Below are 18959 nucleotides of genomic sequence, written 5' to 3' on the forward strand. Positions count from 1 at the left end.
ACGCCTTTACCTTATGCAGTGTTGTAGTAGTTTCTCATGTAAAATAATTTATTTGTTTAAATTTATTGTTTATCGATTAATCTCTTTAATCGATGATCGTTAGCTGGTGCCCGTTCAATTCATATTTCAATCCGGTAAACTGAAGCATATTTAACAATTCCGAAAGTTCTACATCTTTAGATATGGTTCCAGTGTATGATATTTTTGAAGGTGTTCCTTTAAATACCACCTGAATATCATACCACCTAACCAATTGCCTGGCAATTTCTTTGATCTCCATATCCTTGAAGATAAAAAGGTCGTTTTTCCAGGCCATCACTGTTTCCAGATCGCAATTGTTATTCACCTTTATACCCGCTGGATCTACCAATGCTTGTTGTCCGGGCTTTAATAGCAGAGAAAATTTACCTGATGATAAGTGGATACTGCCTTCAATTAACGTTGTTTTCTGCCCGGCCTCATCGCCATAAGCCATTACGTTAAAATGCGTACCCAACACCTTAATTTCCGTTCCGCCCGATTGTACTTTAAAGGGCTGATTAGGATTTTTAGCCACTTCGAAATATACTTCACCCGTCATCTGCACCACCCTTTCAGCACCGGCAAAAGCCGTTGGAAACCTTAAGCTCGATTTTGCATTTAACCAGGCTTTGGTTCCATCAGGCAAAACCACGCTGTATTTGCCGCCAATCGGTGTGGCAATCTTATTATAACTTATTTTAGCGGATGCAGATCCCGTATGCATTTTATAGCTGAGTTCTCCTTCGGCTGTTTTTACTACACTCACATTTTGCTGGTCGGCCAGTGCACCAATTTTGACTTCGGTTAATACCACAGACGACCCATCATCCAATGTTAAAACCGCTCTATTGCCACCTGGCTTTATATGAATGGATTGATGGAGTTTTGCATTTTGATTTTGCAGGTTTAGCTGTACATTGTATCTCCAGATCAGCACCGCCCCCAGAACCAGCACAAGCGATGCTGCCGCCCAAAATATTGGACTTATGCGTATTGATTTTTTGGGAACTGATATGATCTTTTGTTGTTCTTTAGTTTCGATATTGAACAGGATGCGTTCAAAAATTTTATCTTCTACAAGCTTGCGCTGGTCATCAGAAAGGCCAGCAAGATCTTCAGGTACGGCATCCATACTGTCAAACCATTGGTCTACTTCTTTTACCTCAGCAATAGTACAATCACCAGAAAGATATTTTTTAAGTAAGGAAACGGCTATTGATTTGCCCATGTTGGTATGTAGTTATATTTGGTTCGTTAATAGTATAGTCGGGGAACATGGGCCTTCCCCCCAAAAAAAAAATAAAAAAAATTTAAAATAGGGCTAAATGATCAGTTTAAATAGAGAACGAAAAAGTTAAGGGATGTTAATCTACTCATTAAATTCCGGGATATCGTCACCCTGAACTCGTTTCAGGGTCTTAAGCATAGAGAGGTCTCTCCCCGCCTAAGATTAGTGAAATCCGCATTTGTAATGCGAAATATGTGCTTGGCGATACAATCGCCTTTGTCCTTCATCCTCGTTTCAAACGAGGACGATGACAGGTATGTTAAATCTGCTCATTAAATTTCCGGGATATCGTTACCCTGAACCCGTTTCAAGGTCTTAAGCATAGAGGTCTCTCCCCGCCTAAGATTAGTGAAATCCGCATTTGTAATGCGAAATATGTGCTTGGCGATACAATCGCCTTTGCCCTTCATCCTCGTTTCAAACGAGGACGATCACAGGATGTTAAATCTGCTCATTAAATTTCCGGGATATCGTCACCCTGAACTCGTTTCAGGGCCTTAAGTATAGAAAGGGTCTCTCCCCACCCAAGATTAGTGAATCCGCATTTCTAATGCGAAATATGTGCCTGGCGATAAAATCGCCTTTGCCCTTCATCCTCTTTTCAAACGAGGACGATGACAGGTCTGCTCATTAAATTCCGGGATATCGTCACCCTGAACCCGTTTCAGGGTCTTAAGCATAGAAAGGTCTCTCCTCGCCTAAGATTAGTGAAATCCGCATTTTTAATGCGAAATATGTGCTTGGCGATACAATCGCCTTTGCCCTTCATCCTCGTTTCAAACGAGGACGATGACAGGGATGTTAAATCTGCTCATTAAATTTCCGGGATATCGTCACCCTGAACTCGTTTCAAGGTCTTAAGCATAGAGGTCTCTCCCCGCCTAAGATTAGTGAAATCCGCATTTCTAATGCGAAATATGTGCTTGGCGATACAATCGCCTTTGCCCTTCATCCTCGTTTCAAACGAGGACGATCACAGGATGTTAAATCTGCTCATTAAATTTCCGGGATATCGTCACCCTGAACTCGTTTCAAGGTCTTAGGCATAGAAAGGTCTCTCCCCGCTGACGATTTTTATTGAATTTGTTAATTTACCGAAGTAACCAGGCAAAACCAGAAGCAATTAAAACCACCTTATAATGTACCCTAAAGTACTTTAGTGCATTGGTAATATGGTTTTCAACTGTCTTTTCAGATAAGCCCAGCAATTCGGCAATTTCCTTATTGGATTTATGTTCTTTCCTGCTAAGTTCAAATACCCTTCTGCATTTGGTGGGCAACTTCGAAATTACGCCGTTGATTCCTTTTTCCAACTCTTTTATAAATATGGCCTCTTCAGTGTTGTTCGAAGCCTCTTCGTAACTAAAAGAAAGTAATTCGAGGTAATTGTTCCTAGTAGCCTCTTTAGCCAGATAATCGATAATAGAATAGCGGATAGCAGAATGGAGATAAGCCTTTAAAGAGCCTTTGATGTTTATTTTTGCCCGATTGGTCCAGAATGTGGTGAAGAAATTCTGAATAATCTCTTCTGCAGCTTCTTTAGACCTTAATCTTTTATTGGTCATGAGATACAAATCATACCAATACTTTGTATAAATTTTCTTGAAAGCAACCACCTCGTCCTCCCTCAACATTACGATCAGTTCCTCATCAGTAAGATTGTGCTGGTTGCTCATAGCCAGTAAAATTATAAAAAAAATTGAATCCGGAACTATGAAGATAATACCAAACCTGGTGAGCTTTTAAATGCTGATATTTATGGAATTTGCGTTGATGATTCTAAAAAAGTAGGATGTGTTAAATACAGAATTGTAATCCTGAGGGGATAATTTATTTTATAACAATCAATATAAATCACAGTAGAATTTAATGAAATAAATCTCCCATAGGTATCGTCATTGCTTCGTCGTTCCTCCTCGCAATTGACGATCTTTCTATTGGGCTGTCAATGATAGAACCACGATTGCTTAGCATAGCTAAATCTATCCGGATAGATCTCTATATTTCGTTCCGCTACAGTCGATAGCTATCGGATCGGGACGATCATTTATTGAAAAATGTAAGGAGTTGGGATGACAGACCGAGATAAATCGTCATTTCGACCGAAGTGGAGAAATCTTTTAACATAGTTCAAAGATCTCTCTATTTCGCTGCGCTACAGTCGAGATGACGAGCATTCTATTAGACTGGATGGGACTCCAGACTCTGTCAATTATTCGTGGTGTCAGATGTTTCCATCTTACACTGGCTAAATTAAAATTTAGGATCAAAATTGAAATAGATCGGATTTGATATGGCTACCATTTTTCCGCTTAAACTGGCAGATTTTGGCACTTGAGGGTAATCCGTATTTTTGCCTTCTACCGTAACCCGGTAATAAGTACGGCCTTTTAAATCAGGGGTATCAGTAAATTGAATAGCAGGAATTTTACCGCTAACCTTAAAGCTATCCAGCTTTGCCCCATTCTTGATTACGGTAATGGTATATTGCTCGTTAGTTAATTTATTGCCCATCAATTGCACCTGGAATTTTACCGGTTTACCAGTTGAAACCGCATTATCGCCCATCATCATTTCAAACTTCCCGTTACCATGATAATCCGCATAAAATTCAACTCTTGGCGCGAAAGGGTTTGAACTTACGGCAACCGTCCCATGATCTAAAGCATCTATAATTGCCTTAAGGCTACGTTGTTTTGCAAAAACCCAGGTTGTTGGGGTGCCTACATAGTTATATTCGGCCTGATAAGTATTGGCACCAGGTTTTTCAGCTGCGGTGGGTACGCCATGATGCGCATCACTTCCACCCCTGCCCGTCATCATTCTGCCTGAAGAAAGCATGTCATCCCAAATCATAATCGCATTTGCATTTTTTGACCATATGGCCGAATTCCAAATCTCGATAGACTCAACCAAATCGTAAGAAAAGCCAAAATTATCTTTCCCGCTAGGATGATTTGCCGATAAATGAATGCCCAGTGATTCCTTAACTTTTCCAATATTAACGTCGCGGGCATCCCTGATATCATATAGCCTCTGGTGGTTGTACGGTTTATCAGAAAACACATTTCCATGCCCTCTGGTTGTAGTCCATTCGGCACCATATAATAACAGTAACGAATCTGACTTAAATTCCGGATCGGCCCAGGTATGGTGAGCAACATCGCCATTAACATGATTATCGTGATCGGTTATGCACACAAGATCCATCCCTACTGATTTTGAAAAATTTATGATTTTCGAAATCGAATTGTTTGATGATTCGGTACTGTGCCTTGAGTGCACATGTAATTCACCTTTTAACCAAATGCCTGATGCATTTATAACTGCCGGAGGATTTACAGTTTCCTGCCCCTGGAGATAATCCGCAGCAAGCATTAAAATAAGACAAGTTAAAAAACGAAAATATTTTGATTGAAGGGTCATAACTTGATTTAAAACTAGGGATTAAAGAAGAAGCGGTATGCTGAAGGGATAATTTATAGTATAAAAGATTTCTCGACTGCGTTGCACTCCGCTCGAAATGACGGTAACTCGGGGAATCTTTAGGTGTAGATTAATACCGTCATTTATATTGGTTTTGAAATAAATTAACCCTCAAGGATGACATTTTGCATTTATGATATACCCTCCAGTTTACTTGTTTGCTATGTAATTAAAATTAAGCTTTTACTAAAAATGATTCCGGCATTTCTGCAGCTTTAAGCATAAAATTATGCAGCTCGTAATTTTTAACAAAAGATTTTAAATTTTCAGATCCCGGTCCAAACATGGTTAATTCTACGTAGTCACCAGTATGGTTCATTCCCGCCCACTGCACATCGGTATATTTGCCCAAAATCTTGCCGTACTCATAAAATGGCAGGTTCGATTCATTATAAAGCTGCCCTGGTACGATATCCTTAAAATGAACCAATAATGATTTTACATCTTCTGATTTCATTTCAAAACCTTGATTTTCTTTGATCAGATCAATTATTTTCTGCTCACTGAACGATTGATTTAATTGCGCTAAAAGCCAGGTGTTACTGTGTTTGAAGTTTTGAAGGCTATCGAACTTTTTGTTGGCTTCATCTGCATAAAATAAACCAGGGTTCGAATTGCCATGATCTGTGGTGATGATTACCAATGTTTCTCCATCGTTTTCAGCAAATTCTAATACTTTTCCAACAGCTTCATCAAAAGCAAGCTGATCGAAAATTAAACCGCTCAGATCATTTGCATGCGCGGCCCAATCTACTTTACCGGCTTCAACCTGTAAAGCAAAACCATCTTTATGATCTTTCATCAGCTCAATGGCTTTCATGGTCATCTCGGTCAAAGTTGGTGTTGACTTGATGAGTTCCTGGTCGTGCAACCGATCTACCTCGTAAGGCATTCCATCTTCTGCAAACAAGCCTAAAACTGGTTTAGATTTGTCTAAGGCTAACATTTCAGTCCTGTTTTCAGCAACTTTGTAGCCCTGCGTTAAATATTTCGGAATCAGATTTCCACCTGTCCTTTTCTCCCCGAAATATTTATGTCCGCCGCCCATCATCACATCGAATTTCAAGCCTAAATACATTTCTGCAATAATATCCTGGCCACCCCGGTTATCAATATTTACACAAAAACCTGCCGGCGTTGCATGGGTAATCGGCACAGTAGTTACACAACCAACTTTCTTACCTTTTTCTTTAAACTTTTGAAGAATTGGCTGCGGCTTTTCGCCATTCATCCCTACATTTAGCGAACCGTTTCTAACGCGCATGCCCCCACCCCAAGATGAACTGGCTGCAGCAGAATCTGTAACCAAAGAACTTGCAGAAGCGGTATCCATTAGTGCTCTTACCGCTTTATTATCCCGGTAAAGTCCTAACCATTTACTGCTTCTGCCAAATATGCGGTTAGCATAGATATCGGCCATATTCAGCGTTCCGATACTCATCCCATCACTCACCATCATAATGATGTTTTTCGCTTTTTTTCGGCCAGCTACAGGCGAAGCGATTACATCTTTCATACCCACAAAAGGCAAACCTAAACCGGTTAATAAACCTCCTTTTAATAACGATCTTCTATTCATACCTATTCTTAATTTTTAAACAAAGGGTTGGCTCTAAAGTATTTTCCATCAGTAAAACTGATGGCATAATCTGATTTAAAATGTGTGCTTTTTTGATAATAATCAGTTGTAATAATTTGGGCGCCCGCTTTACAGGCTGCTTCGAAATCCCTCCAGTCATTGTTTCTGGCTTGCTTCGTATCGGCATCTGCCCTGGTTCTGATGATATAACCTTTCTTCACTAATTCGGGAATCTGTTCATCCTTCGGATTATTCCGGATCATTAAAGCGGCCTCCGGCGTTCCTGGCTCTGCATTGGCAAAGAGTACACGGCCTTTAAGTGATGGATGCCCCTGAATGTAGGTAGCGCGTTTTCGGTCCTTAGCATCCAGAACGAAAAGGAACTTACCTTTCGCCTGACTAAGTTTAGGCCAGTTTTTGGCCAGAACAGCTTCTTCCAAAGTGTTGTATTGACCTCGCACCCTATCCGGATTTATGATATGTTCCTTTCCTAAATTTTCAATAATTACCGCATCCAGTTCATCAAAAGTTTTACTGGTAAACACTTCTGGCTGTGTAAATCCTTTACGTTTTATCGAATCGTCTTTAACTTCTAATGTGATAAAAACAGGTGTGTGGTCTGGATGAGCTTCCGACCATTTCTTTAACTGCTGCAAAGCAACTACAAAAGTTAATGCTGATGACCTGAAATCTAAATCAGGAACATGGAATACCTTAAATCCGGGTTTATTCATTTCACCGTTTTTATCGAATGCTGGCTGACCTTTAACCTGTTCAAAACCTCTCGGGTGAGCATATTTACCACCTTTCTCATCAGCATAAACATCGATTTCCAGATTCCTTAAACCCAGATCCAATTGCGCAGGCATAGGAATATGTTCATAATCCAGCCTGTTCGCAGCTACCGGATCCTGTGATTTTATTACATTGAACAAAGCCGGATCTATGGCCTGCTTATAACTGTTATGCGAACCGATTACCTGTATCTGATTGATTGGCAAATCGTCCTTTTTATTAATTAAGGCAATTGCGGGCAGCACCAGCAATAAACCAACACAGGTAACCAATTTCATATTTTAATTTTAGTAGCCCGGATTCTGTTTTAAATTGCTGTTAAGCTTTAGTTCGTTGGCAGGAATCGGATAAATTCTTCTGGTGACATCTTTATTCATTTTTAAGACATCGTTTGGTAAAGGGTATTCTGTTTCGAACTGCCCAAAACGGATCAGATCGTTTCTTCTCCAGGCCTCCCAACTTAATTCGCGTGCACGCTCATCAAGCAAATCCTGCAAACTTACTGCGCTAGCTGTTTCTGCACCCGCACGGGCCCTTATTTTATTTAATAATAAAAGTGGTGTTTGTAATTCGCCGTTCACAGTAGTAGCTGTGGCACCTCTTAATATTGCTTCGGCTTTCATTAACATCGCATCGGCCAGACGTAATAAAGGCATATCATTTCCATTAAGACGGGTGGCCTGAATGGCATTTGGATCTGGCCAGTATTTTACTGAGCGGACACCTTTTGCCTGATCGGCAACTGTATTACCTAAATCCATTGGTTTACCTGGTTTTAAAATTAAATCCGGTGTAATTTCAATTTGTGTAGTTGTTCCTGCTACAAAAATTGGCTTGGTTAAATCTGGCTTACGGTTTGCATCGGGTGCATATTGTTTTCCAATTAACCAGAAGCTGTTGCGAATATCGTTTGTTAAATTGAAGCGGTTGTAATATTCTGGCGTGGTACTCATCGAAATACTGAAACCTACATTTATTCCATAAGCTGCCGCTAAAGCAGGATAAAAACCAAACCTTGTCATCTGATTACCGGGAATTTGCTGATCGTAAGGAATTGCAAAAATGGTTTCGTTAATCTGCGGACCGTTATTTACATCAAAAATATCGCTATATTTTGCATCTAAGCTATAATTACTGTTTTTCAAAATATTATCGGCCATAGTTACCGCATCATTATATCTTGGCTTTCCGGTGTATACTTCTGCGTTCAAATACATTTTTTCCAATAAGGCATAAACCATTGCCTGTGTTGGACGCCCATAAACGGCCACACGGTTAGTGTTATCCTTTACCGGTAACTGAGGAATTACTGCTAAAAGTTCTTTTTCTATGAATTCGAATACTTTTTCGCGGGTTTGGTTTCCAGGAGGTGTACTCACCGGAAAAGTATCTATTATGGGTACGTTTCCATACAAATCCATCATAAAGTAATAATACAAAGCTCTCATTGCTTTTACTTCAGCTATACTTTTAGCTTTTGAAGCATCAGATGCAACTGATTCGGTGGTAAGATTAATTAAGCGGTTACAATTGTTAATGCCACCGAAACCCCATTGCCAGATATCCCTTACATTGGTGTGATCAATAGTCCAGGTATGGTAATGCAACTGGCGGTACTGGCCTCCATCATCAAAGTTTCCATCACGTGCAGGCAGGATAGCCGCATCAGTAGAAAGTTCCTGCATTCTCCAGTAAGGCACGCCATACTGTGATGATAAGTTAGAATACACGGTGCCAAAAAGCGCCGTATAATCTGCATTGGTAGTGGGAAAATTGTCCTTAACGTATTGTGATTCTACATCGACATCGAGCTTGCTGCATGATTCCAACACCATCAAACAGGCAAACATATTAAACAGGATGATAAACTTTTTCATTTTCTTATTTTTTTAGAATGATGCACTTACACCAAAACTATAGGTTCTTGTTTTTGGATAATAATTGTTGTTGTCTATACCCGGCGTTACACCACCCATATTAATCTCAGGATCAATACCACTATAGTTTGTGATGACGAAAACATTATTTGCTGTTGCGTATAATCTAATGGCTTTGATAGCAGGATTTTTAGGTCTTATGGTATAACCGATTGTAGCATTATCTAAGCGCAGGTAAGAACCATTTTCCACAAAACGATCAGAGATCAGGTATGCATTCGCATCGTTGAAAGATTCGCCTAAAGTAAATCTTGGAATATTTTGCAGCTTGGCATCAGCCGGATTGTTTAATGATGCCATTGTTGCATTTAATATTTTATTACCCAATACTCCACGAACAAGGAAGTTCAAATCCCAATTTTTATAGTTGAAGGTATTTGCCCAGCCGTAAATTAATTTTGGTTGTGCATCGCCTGCAATTTTAGCATCTGTTGTTAAGGGTTGTGTAGCAATGGTTTGTCCGGCGGCATTAATATAGGTACTTACGCCAGCCGCATTTTTACCCGCATAGTTCCATAAATTGAACGTACCTAAGGCATAGCCTGGCTGAATCAGCTGACTGAAATTTCCAGATTGTCCTTTACCACCGAGTTGGGCAGTTTGGATGTATGAAATTTTATAGAAATCATCAGATAAAGTTTCTACAACGTTTTTATTGTGTGCAATGTTTGGAGAGGTTGTCCATTTGAAATTGTCTGTTTTAACCGCAATTGCGTTTAAAGAGAACTCAACACCTGTATTTTTGATTTTACCAACGTTGGCCGTTATGGTTGGCAGGAAAAACTGCGTGGTTGAAACCTGATAATATTCATAAATTAAATCAGAAGTTTTCTTCACATAAAAATCAACTGAACCTGTAATTCTGTCTTTAAATAGGCCAAAATCTAAACCAATATTGGTAGTAGCTGTACTTTCCCATTTCAAATCCGGATTAGGATTTCGTACCGGCCCAATGGCATTGCTGATATTGCCATTATTTAAAAACTTACTATTTCCGGCAGGCGTACCATAAACCAGTAGTGCAGCAAAGGCATCAAAGCCTAAACTGTTACCCGAAACGCCATAACCTGCACGGAGTTTTAAATCACTTACTACAGGAACAGCTGTCATAAAATCCTCGCTGATAATCCTCCATCCGGCAGATACCGCAGGGAATAAACCCCAACGGTTATTTCTTCCGAAAGCAGATGAACCGTCATCTCTTAATGAGGCCTGTAATAAATATTTTTCGTTGTAATTGTATTGAGCCCTTCCATAGTATGAAATTAACCTTAAGGTAGATATCGGGGCGTTATTGAATGCAATTTGCGAAAGCAACGTTGGGTTTGAAAGGAAAAGGTTGTTATAACCCAAATTATCATTTGAGAAATTCTGTGTGGTTACACCAAAACCATCGTTGGTTCTGTCTTCCTGCCACGAATAGCCACCAAGTAATTTCAAACTGTGCTTACCAAAGGTCTTATCGTAGTTAAAATAACCTTCAAGCACCTCACTTTTATTTAAAATATCAATTTTCTGCGCTTGTCCGTTAACACCCCTGGCTAATCCCGATTGGCTGTTGAGGTAAGTGCTGTAATTATTCTGATCCCTTTGCGAAGAAACACTGGCTGTAAACCTTAAACCATCAATAATATTAACCTGTGCCATCCCGTTAATCAGCGTTTTGTTGTTCAGGTTATTAATAATGTTATTATCTACAATTGATAAAGGGTTTCTGGTTCCGCTTCCGGTGCGGTTATAGTTTTCCTTGTAAGTTCCATCTGTATTAAAAGGATTTACTGTTGGCAAATAAAACAACATGTTTGGTAATGCCTGAGATTGATAAATATCTGAGCTTTTTGAATTGCTATTCGTAACGGTTAAACCCAATTTTAACCTGTCGTTAAAAAATTTCTGGTTAATATATGCTCTTACAATAGTCCTTTTCAAAGAAGTATTTTTTAGTATTCCTTTGTTATCCAGGTAGTTTACGCTTGCTCCGTAATCTGATGCCTGACCTGAACCGCCAAAAGAAACATTATGATTCTGTAAAAAGCCTCTTCTTTCTAATAATGACTGCCAGTTGGTATCAGAACCATCATCATCAATAGGGTTTAACGCTTGCTTATTATCCGCAAGATATTGTCTTAGCTCAGGTGCGGAAAGCATATCATATTTTTTCGATACGTTTTCAACTGCAGCATATCCATTATAGGATAAACGTGCCTGCCCACTTTTAGAATGCTTTGTAGTAACCATAATTACGCCATTTGATGCTCTCGAGCCATAAATTGCTGTTGAGGATGCATCCTTTAAGATATCTATACTTTCAATATCGGCAGGCGCAAGTAAATCAATTGATGCACCGGGAACACCATCAATAACATAAAAGGGTTCTTGTGCTGCACCTTCTCTAAATGAAGAAGGCCCACGCAGCGTAATTGATGGTTTAGCATTAGGGTCGCCACTTTTGGTTACGTTTAAACCAGCAACCTTACCTTGTAAAAGTTGTGCCGGATTAACCATAACACCCTGATTAAATTCTTCCGATTTTATCGAAGTCACCGCACCAGTTACATCTTTTTTATTCGCGGTACCATAACCGATTACCACAACATCTTTCAAATTTTGATTATCTGGCATAAGCGTTACATTAATCCGCGTTTGATTGCCAACAGGTACTTCTTTTGATATACTGCCCAGCATGGAAAAGACTACTACGTTAGATGATTTTGCAGAAATGTTATAGTTTCCGTCAAGATTTGTAGAAGTTCCGCCTGTCGAGCCCTTTATTCTTATCGTTACACCAGGAATAGGCTGATTCGTTTCATCAACAACTCTACCGCTAATGTTCTGGGTATTTTGCGCCATTACATTTATAGAGAATAACATCAGCATAATCAATACACCCTGCAGCCTGCGTACCTCAGTAAAGTAAATCAGTTTGTAAATTTTTTTCATGAATGAATAATTTATAGTTTGTTTGCATTAGCCAGAACGGCACCTCATTTTGGCCAAACCTAACGACTAATTTGCCACAAAGATGAGCTTGTTTGGTTAGGGATTTATGATGTAAAAAATACTGAATTGTTAAATTCGGAAAGGAAAAAGCATCGGAATGTTAAGAAAACCCCTATTAAATTTAATATTAAGCTTTTTAATTTAACATGAAATATAATAATGCTCCAATCAAAATATCGGGGTTATTTTAATTAAATGAACAAAATATTTGTGCTGGCAGATGTTTCCATGTGCCACAACAGCTAAGGAAAAAGCAATATCTTAGCGCTATAAAATATGACTAACATACTCATCTGGATTATTTCTTTCCTCGCGATAGCAGGTGTGATCATCAGGCCTTTTAAAGTTACCGAAGCGGTATACGCCATAAGTGGAGCTGCCTTATTATTGCTGTTCGAGTTGATTACCTTTTCTGATGCCTTTTCTGGAATCGCAAAAGGTCTGGATGTTTATTTATTTCTTACGGGCATGATGTTACTGGCTGAAACCGCCCGGGAAGAAAAACTATTTGATTGGCTGGCCGCCCATGCCACTTTAAGGGCCGGGGGATCTTCGGGAAGATTGTTTTTGCTAATCTATCTGGTTGGCGTGGTGGTAACCACATTCCTCTCCAATGATGCTACTGCTGTTGTATTAACGCCGGCTGTGGCCGCAGCGGTTAAAGCAGCGAAAGTAGAAAAACCACTGCCCTATTTATTAATATGTGCATTCATTGCCAATGCAGCTTCTTTTATGCTGCCCATTTCTAACCCTGCCAATTTGGTGATTTATGGCACGCACATGCCATCGTTAATGCACTGGCTCGGCCTGTATCTCATCCCATCCATATGTGCTATTACCGTAACTTATTTTATGCTCCGATTCTCTCAACGGGCTTGTTTAAAACAAAAAATCAGAACGGAGATTGATTTACCTGAATTAAGCCGCGGCGGTAAGACAGCTTTAGTCGGAATCGGTGGAACTGCAGCGGTTTTATTGGCCGCTTCGGCTTTGAATATTGAACTTGGATTGCCTACCTTGATTACTGGTGTTGCCACTAGTGCCGTCGTATTGGCCAGCGCAAGAAAAAATCCTGTGAACGTGATTAAAGGGATATCATGGGCGGTGCTTCCCTTAGTAGCAGGTTTATTTATAGTGGTTGAAGCGCTAAATAAAACCGGGATGATCCAGCATTTAAGTACATGGTTAAATGATGCGATAGCACAGTCTGAAACGGCAGCCGTGTGGCTTAGTGGTGCTGTAACCGCAATAGCCTGTAATTTAATGAATAATTTGCCTGCCGGATTAATAGCGGGCAGTGTATTGCAAAATGCGCATACACCGGATATGGTTAAAAGTGCGGTATTGATCGGCGTAGATCTTGGTCCCAACCTCTCTATAACCGGTTCGCTGGCTACCATATTGTGGCTGGTGGCTTTAAGAAGAGAGGGACAGGAAGTAAGTTCCTGGACATTTTTAAAACTGGGAAGCATAATTATGACAGCGGCGCTAGTAGTTGCCCTACTCTCCTTGTGGATTTGATCTGGTGATCTGAAAATCAATATGAGTGACAGCTTTTTTTCTCAGAGTTGTAAGTTATAGGGGATCGTCATTCCAACCCGATCCGATGGTTCTCGGATGAGAACCGAAGTGCTTAAGAATAGTCATGAATAAAAAACACTTATGAACCTCAGTTCGATTATTAATACCCCTTTAAAAGTATATTACAGACATTTCATTCCTAGCGTAACCCTGAATTTATTTCAGGGTCTATCTATCAGGAAAGATGCTGACCACCAAGTAGCTACAGGGCAATTAAAATACCATCTCTACTGGTAAAATAAATCCGATAGATATCTGATCAGCATGACGATCGCGGTAGTTCAAAGGGCTTAAAATTAGCCAGTTTATTATGAATATTAATCGAATTGAGGTTATGAATAATCGTAATGCAAGCGTTTTAAGATTAGCTTCGCTGAGCACTTCGTGGTTCCCGCCTGCGCGAGAATGACGACTTCACTTTAATAACAAAAAATGCAGGCGACATCCATCAACCTGCATTAGTCATCATTAACTATAAGATGTTTTACTTAGTGCGTCCGTCAAATATTTCTTTGATTTTCGCTTCTAAGGCTTCACCTCTAAGCTCTTTAGCGATAATTTTTCCACTTGGATCAATTAAAAAATTCATAGGGATCGCTTTAACCTCGTATTTGGCTGCTGCATCGTTTTCCCATCCTTTTAAATCTCCAACCTGTCTCCAGGTCAGTTTATCATCAGCGATGGCTTTAAGCCATTTTGCTTTATCAGCTGCCTTATCCATTGATACGCCTAGAATTTCGAATCCTTTTGATTTATATTGTTCGTAAATCTTAACAAGATTTGGATTTTCTCTTCGGCATGGTGCACACCATGATGCCCAGAAGTCGACCAACACATATTTTCCTTTGTAATCAGAAAGTTTAACCATTTTACCGTCTACATCGGGTTGGGTAAAATCTTGCGCGTCTACACCTTCCTGTGTTTTTTTATAGTGAGCAATACGCTCAGCTACTTGCTTTCCAAAAAAAGAAGACTTCAGTTCAGGAGAAATATTGGCGAAGATTTTTTCCATCTCTATGGCATCGAAACCCGGACCTAAGGTTGAATTAAGTGCCATCAAAGCCATATACTTATTCGGATTTTGCTTCACATAATTAATTTTTGCATCAAAAATCTCTTTCTCTATCACTCTTGCCCGTTTTTCCAGATCCATGATGTAGGTTTTATCCTGTTTTTTCGCTTCTGGCTGATCAGCAAATTCTTTTTCCAGGGCTTTCAGTTTTCCATAAATAGGCGCTAAAAGAGCATCCACTTTTTTGCTCTCATCTGTTAAAGTGGAACCTTTGATTGTAGCCGTTTTAATGGAATCTTTTCCGGTAATGGTGATATTCTCGTTTCCAAGAATGATCGCCATGCCATCAATTTTAATGCGTCGTCCGGGTGTATCAATGGATTTGTCGTGTTTCAAACGAAGCGTAGCCTCCATTGGTGATGGAACTGAACCTTTAAATGTGAAAGCCCCGTTAACCAGTTCTACTGAATCTAGTTTTTCCTTCCCTTCCAGTCTAATTAAGAGAAAGGCTTTTGCGGGCTTGCCCAGTTTGCCGATCTGACCTTTGATCACATAGCCTGTCTGTGCCGAGGCAACAAAAGCACTTATTACTAATGTTGCTACCAATAATGTCTTTTTCATGGTTTATAGATTATTTTTTCGTGATTTTGGTTGGAGCGCTTGTATTTTTAGAAGGTTTAGCTTCCAGGAATTGATTATAGATTTTTTGGTTATTTAGGATATCCAATGCGGTACTAAAAGCGGTACTCGCTTCATTTCGAATGCGAAGTGCATAGCCTTTACCTAAGTAGAGCATATCGGCCATTTCTGCCTTTAATTCTACAGCAATGGTTTTTCTCGCTACCTGATCTGTTACCGGTGGTAGTTTAAGTCCCTGTTTAATCGCGCTGGTCATGATCTGATCAATCATTTGCTCATCTATGATAAAGGAATGATCAAAAGCATCAAAGTCAGCATATCTGTCTGTTAAGTTTTTTCGGTTTTGTTGTACATAATTGAAAGCCGCCTGGGTTACCCGTCCGCTGTTCATCAATTTATTTAACCATGCGCTGTATAGTGCCGTATCGATTGGTATGAACTTATCTGGCATAATCCCGCCCCCACCATAAACCGTTCTTTTATTCAGGAGGGTGGTGTGTTTCAAAGAATCCGGAAAGTTCACATGTCCTCCTTCAGTAAGTTCACCAGAAGCCATACGCCGGTTAAAATCTTCAAAGTAATCCGTTTTACCCTTAGCATAGGGCTTTTGAATCGATCTGCCAGATGGCGTGTAGTAGCGTGCTGCTGTCAATTTGATTACAGAACTATCGCTCAGTTCAAGACCTTTTTGCATGATACCTTTACCAAAGCTTCTTCTGCCAACTACCACAGCCCTGTCCCAATCCTGTAATGCACCAGTCAATATTTCGCTTGATGAAGCCGTTGACTCATCAATCAACACGACAAGATCCCCTGTCATAAACTGGCCAAAACCACCAGTCATATAATTATCTTTTACACCGGAGTTGGTTACTGAATAGAAAACCAGTTTATCCTTGGCCAGGAATTCATCCGCCACACCAATAGCAGCTTCAACAAGTCCGCCACCGTTAGATTGTAAATCCAGGATTAATTTGGTCATACCTAAAGTCTTTAACTTCTTTAGTGCTGCATCCATTTCCCTTCTGGTCGACTGGCTAAATATAGCCAGCGAAATATAGCCTACATTTTTGCTCACCATATAGCTCGTATTGATGGAGAGATCGGCAATCTGTTCCCTCATCACATTAAATTCGAGCGGTGTAGTTTGCGACTTGCGAACAACACCTAACTTAACGGCTTTTCCTTTTTCACCCCGCAACATCCGCATCACATCCTGGTTTTTTAAACCTTTGCCATAAATAGAGGCTCCGTCAACCAATTTAATCTGGTCACCTACCTGCAAACCTGCCCTTGCTGCCGGCCCATCAGGATTAATACCCGTTATAAAGGTACTATCAGCCACCATTGCAAATGAGATACCGATGCCTGCAAAACTGCCGGTCATTTGCTCATTCATGGCTTCGATTTCTTCGCGGCTAATGTAGCTGGAATGCGGATCGAGGCTGCTTAACATCGCTTTGATTGCCGCGTCAACAACCTGTTCGTCATTTACCGGATCTACATAGTTATCCTGAATGAGTTTAAGTGCATCCTGCAGTTTTATTTTCGGATTCATTTGTGCATGGGCATTATAGCTAATCAATAGCACAAGTATGCTCCACAATATTTTCGATCTCTTCATTTTATTTATTTCTCTGCCCTTAATATTTCTATTGCTGTAGACAACTCATCTCTTAACTGGCTCGGACTACCTGAATAACCCTCTGAGCTATACCGAACCACACCATTTTTGATGATGATTTTACGTGGAATCGCCGAAGACTTAAACAATGGTGTCAGGCTTCTAAAAACCTGATCCTGTTCGCCTTTCGGTCCCACCGCATCATGTAAAAGATTGAAACGGTAATTATTGTCACGTACATACTTAACAGACTTTGTTTTATAATCGCCAAACTGCATGGTACCGATCATATATACGGCAACTTTCGGATCTTTCGCATACTGGTCTATCAAAAGTTGCATACCCGGAAAAGCTTCAATGCATGGTCTGCACCATGTTGCCCAAAAGTCGATGACCACAATTTGGTCTGCCCAATCTTTGGAATTAACCATTTTACCTTCAGCATTTTCTAAGCTAAATGGTGTAAGCGGGTAATTAACCATGTTTGCCATTACATGTGCCCTCATTTCACTTTTCTTATCCGAGGGCGTTAAACCAGCAAGGTATTGCTCATATCCTTCGTCCTTACCGTCATGCTCAATTTTATAAAGTTCTTTAAGTTTCGTAAACATGATTGGCGTTACTGCATTAGCAGCCACACTTGATTCCAAAAATGGCTTAATGGCTTTAGTATCGTTCAATTTTTCCAGGATATTGACATGCATTGCATTTAAATCAGCGTTTCCGATGGCTCCTTTTTTTGATAAATATTTGAAGTACTGGTTTGCCCCGGCATAATCACCTTGCGCATTTGCAAGGGCGATGTGCGTAAACAACCGATCGTCCATTTGATTATTCGCATTTTCCTGTGCTTTTTCCGCATCATTACCAAAATCTGCTAAGTAAGATTTGTCCTTTTGTCTCTCCAAAAGATAAGGCATAATTATGCGGCTATCTTCATAAAGCCGTTTCTGATCGCCTCGTCCCGACATTTGATTGCGGGTGATGTTCCATCGGTAGATTTCGTTGGCAGTTTTAAAATCAATGTCCTTAAACAGCCCTAAAAATTTATCGTTTTGTCCGCTTTCAATATATTGTATTGCGAGGTTTCTAAACACCGTATAATATATATATGACTGGTTGTCCGGTGATTTCTTCCATTCCAGATATGGAAAAGCCTTCAGAAATTCTTCAGCGCCTGTTTCTAAATCCTTTCCGTATTTTCCCTGCGTATATTTTCTGAAGGCTAAAAATCTTGCTGTGCTGCTTTTAGGATAATCTTTGAAAATAATTGATTCTACTGTAGCTGAACCACTTGCATTTTTCAATTTTTCGTAATAACGTTGTGCCTGTGCCAAAAACTGTTCGTTAAGATTCCCCTTTTTAAGTTCGCTTTTTAACAGATTATCAGCCATTGCGTTGAACTCAGAAGCAGTTAAGGTGAGTTGTTTAAGATCCAGATAATCGAACAAAAGTGTTCTTGGTATACGCTTAGAAAGCTTTTCTTCCTTTTGCAACAAAGAATCAATCATCTTTTGATCTTTGGAAGGACTAATAAAACTGTTGATCGTCCAATCGCCGGTTGCACCTGCTTTCAAACCAGCTTCTGCCAGGTAGGTACCCGGGACTATTTTTCCTTTGGTATCTACAATCTCATGATAATAGCCTTTGCCATTTTGAATGTCGAGAGCTTCAGGATTCTGAAGGTCACCTTGATAAAATTTCAAAGCGATTAATACCGCGTGTTTGGGAAGTTGATAACTCCCGGTCCATAGGTCGTTTTTTTTCTCTAACTGAACAGGAACAGTGTTCCATTTGCTACCGCTGTACACGGCCGCTAGTGCTTTAGGACCGTCACTAAATTCGAGATCGCCACCTTTCGGCTGGTATTGAAAGCTGATTTTCTGGTTTTGTTTTAGTGGTTCGGGCTGCCAGGTTACCGTTTGTGCAGCTAACTGCTGCCCGAAAAACGGGCAAAGCAGTAGCATACATTTTCTAAAAAAATGTTTTTTCATGGG

The 18959-nt window shown here is 40.0% G+C and carries 11 protein-coding genes; 1 reads left to right on the forward strand and 10 read right to left on the reverse strand.

The window, feature by feature from the left end:
- Positions 1–85 precede the first annotated feature (85 nt).
- The 7 genes from BLR60_RS08290 to BLR60_RS08325 form a co-directional block, all read right to left on the reverse strand.
- Positions 86–1249, reverse strand: a complete 1164-nt coding sequence (locus BLR60_RS08290; RefSeq protein WP_090498686.1) for a FecR family protein — start codon at positions 1247–1249, stop codon at positions 86–88.
- Between the two features lie 1151 nt (positions 1250–2400).
- Positions 2401–2985, reverse strand: coding sequence for an RNA polymerase sigma-70 factor (locus tag BLR60_RS08300; RefSeq protein WP_090498690.1), 585 nt, complete (start codon positions 2983–2985; stop codon positions 2401–2403).
- A gap of 577 nt (positions 2986–3562) precedes the next feature.
- Positions 3563–4687, reverse strand: a complete 1125-nt coding sequence (locus BLR60_RS08305; RefSeq protein WP_244155620.1) for a CehA/McbA family metallohydrolase — start codon at positions 4685–4687, stop codon at positions 3563–3565.
- A gap of 283 nt (positions 4688–4970) precedes the next feature.
- Positions 4971–6374: an alkaline phosphatase gene (locus BLR60_RS08310; RefSeq protein WP_090498694.1), complete on the reverse strand. Its 1404-nt coding sequence runs from the start codon at positions 6372–6374 to the stop codon at positions 4971–4973.
- A gap of 8 nt (positions 6375–6382) precedes the next feature.
- Positions 6383–7447 carry a phosphatidylinositol-specific phospholipase C1-like protein gene (locus BLR60_RS08315; protein ID WP_090498696.1) on the reverse strand — a complete coding sequence of 355 codons (1065 nt, stop codon included), beginning with the start codon at positions 7445–7447 and terminating at the stop codon, positions 6383–6385.
- Between the two features lie 9 nt (positions 7448–7456).
- Entirely contained in the window at positions 7457–9046 is a 1590-nt protein-coding gene (locus tag BLR60_RS08320; protein ID WP_090498698.1) for a RagB/SusD family nutrient uptake outer membrane protein, read from the reverse strand.
- Between the two features lie 12 nt (positions 9047–9058).
- Positions 9059–12046: a SusC/RagA family TonB-linked outer membrane protein gene (locus BLR60_RS08325; RefSeq protein ID WP_090498700.1), complete on the reverse strand. Its 2988-nt coding sequence runs from the start codon at positions 12044–12046 to the stop codon at positions 9059–9061.
- A 336-nt stretch (positions 12047–12382) separates the two neighbouring features.
- Here BLR60_RS08325 and BLR60_RS08330 point away from each other — a divergent pair, with 336 nt between their 5' ends.
- The gene (locus BLR60_RS08330; RefSeq protein WP_090498702.1) at positions 12383–13627 is read left to right on the forward strand and encodes an arsenic transporter; all 1245 of its coding nucleotides are present in this window, start codon (positions 12383–12385) and stop codon (positions 13625–13627) included.
- Positions 13628–14171: 544 nt separating this feature from the next.
- Here BLR60_RS08330 and BLR60_RS08335 read toward each other — a convergent pair.
- From BLR60_RS08335 to BLR60_RS08345, 3 genes are read right to left on the reverse strand one after another with little or no spacing between them, the layout of a single operon-like run.
- A complete protein-coding gene (locus tag BLR60_RS08335; protein WP_090498704.1) occupies positions 14172–15320 on the reverse strand; it encodes an AhpC/TSA family protein in 1149 nt (382 codons plus the stop codon).
- 10 nt (positions 15321–15330) lie between these two features.
- Positions 15331–16962, reverse strand: a complete 1632-nt coding sequence (locus tag BLR60_RS08340) for a S41 family peptidase (protein WP_090498706.1) — start codon at positions 16960–16962, stop codon at positions 15331–15333.
- Between the two features lie 5 nt (positions 16963–16967).
- Positions 16968–18956: a TlpA family protein disulfide reductase gene (locus BLR60_RS08345; RefSeq protein WP_143009044.1), complete on the reverse strand. Its 1989-nt coding sequence runs from the start codon at positions 18954–18956 to the stop codon at positions 16968–16970.
- Positions 18957–18959: the final 3 nt, after the last annotated feature.

The organism is Pedobacter terrae (genome assembly GCF_900100705.1).
Classification (GTDB): Bacteria; Bacteroidota; Bacteroidia; order Sphingobacteriales; family Sphingobacteriaceae; genus Pedobacter; species Pedobacter terrae.

Excerpts from the sequence above, each read along its gene's own strand:
- BLR60_RS08290 (WP_090498686.1), bottom strand. The coding sequence starts at position 1,249 with ATGGGCAAATCAATAGCCGTTTCCTTACTTAAAAAATATCTTTCTGGT.
- BLR60_RS08300 (WP_090498690.1), bottom strand. The coding sequence starts at position 2,985 with ATGAGCAACCAGCACAATCTTACTGATGAGGAACTGATCGTAATGTTG.
- BLR60_RS08305 (WP_244155620.1), bottom strand. The coding sequence starts at position 4,687 with ATGCTTGCTGCGGATTATCTCCAGGGGCAGGAAACTGTAAATCCTCCG.
- BLR60_RS08310 (WP_090498694.1), bottom strand. The coding sequence starts at position 6,374 with ATGAATAGAAGATCGTTATTAAAAGGAGGTTTATTAACCGGTTTAGGT.
- BLR60_RS08315 (WP_090498696.1), bottom strand. The coding sequence starts at position 7,447 with ATGAAATTGGTTACCTGTGTTGGTTTATTGCTGGTGCTGCCCGCAATT.
- BLR60_RS08320 (WP_090498698.1), bottom strand. The coding sequence starts at position 9,046 with ATGAAAAAGTTTATCATCCTGTTTAATATGTTTGCCTGTTTGATGGTG.
- BLR60_RS08325 (WP_090498700.1), bottom strand. The coding sequence starts at position 12,046 with ATGAAAAAAATTTACAAACTGATTTACTTTACTGAGGTACGCAGGCTG.
- BLR60_RS08330 (WP_090498702.1), top strand. The coding sequence starts at position 12,383 with ATGACTAACATACTCATCTGGATTATTTCTTTCCTCGCGATAGCAGGT.
- BLR60_RS08335 (WP_090498704.1), bottom strand. The coding sequence starts at position 15,320 with ATGAAAAAGACATTATTGGTAGCAACATTAGTAATAAGTGCTTTTGTT.
- BLR60_RS08340 (WP_090498706.1), bottom strand. The coding sequence starts at position 16,962 with ATGAAGAGATCGAAAATATTGTGGAGCATACTTGTGCTATTGATTAGC.
- BLR60_RS08345 (WP_143009044.1), bottom strand. The coding sequence starts at position 18,956 with ATGAAAAAACATTTTTTTAGAAAATGTATGCTACTGCTTTGCCCGTTT.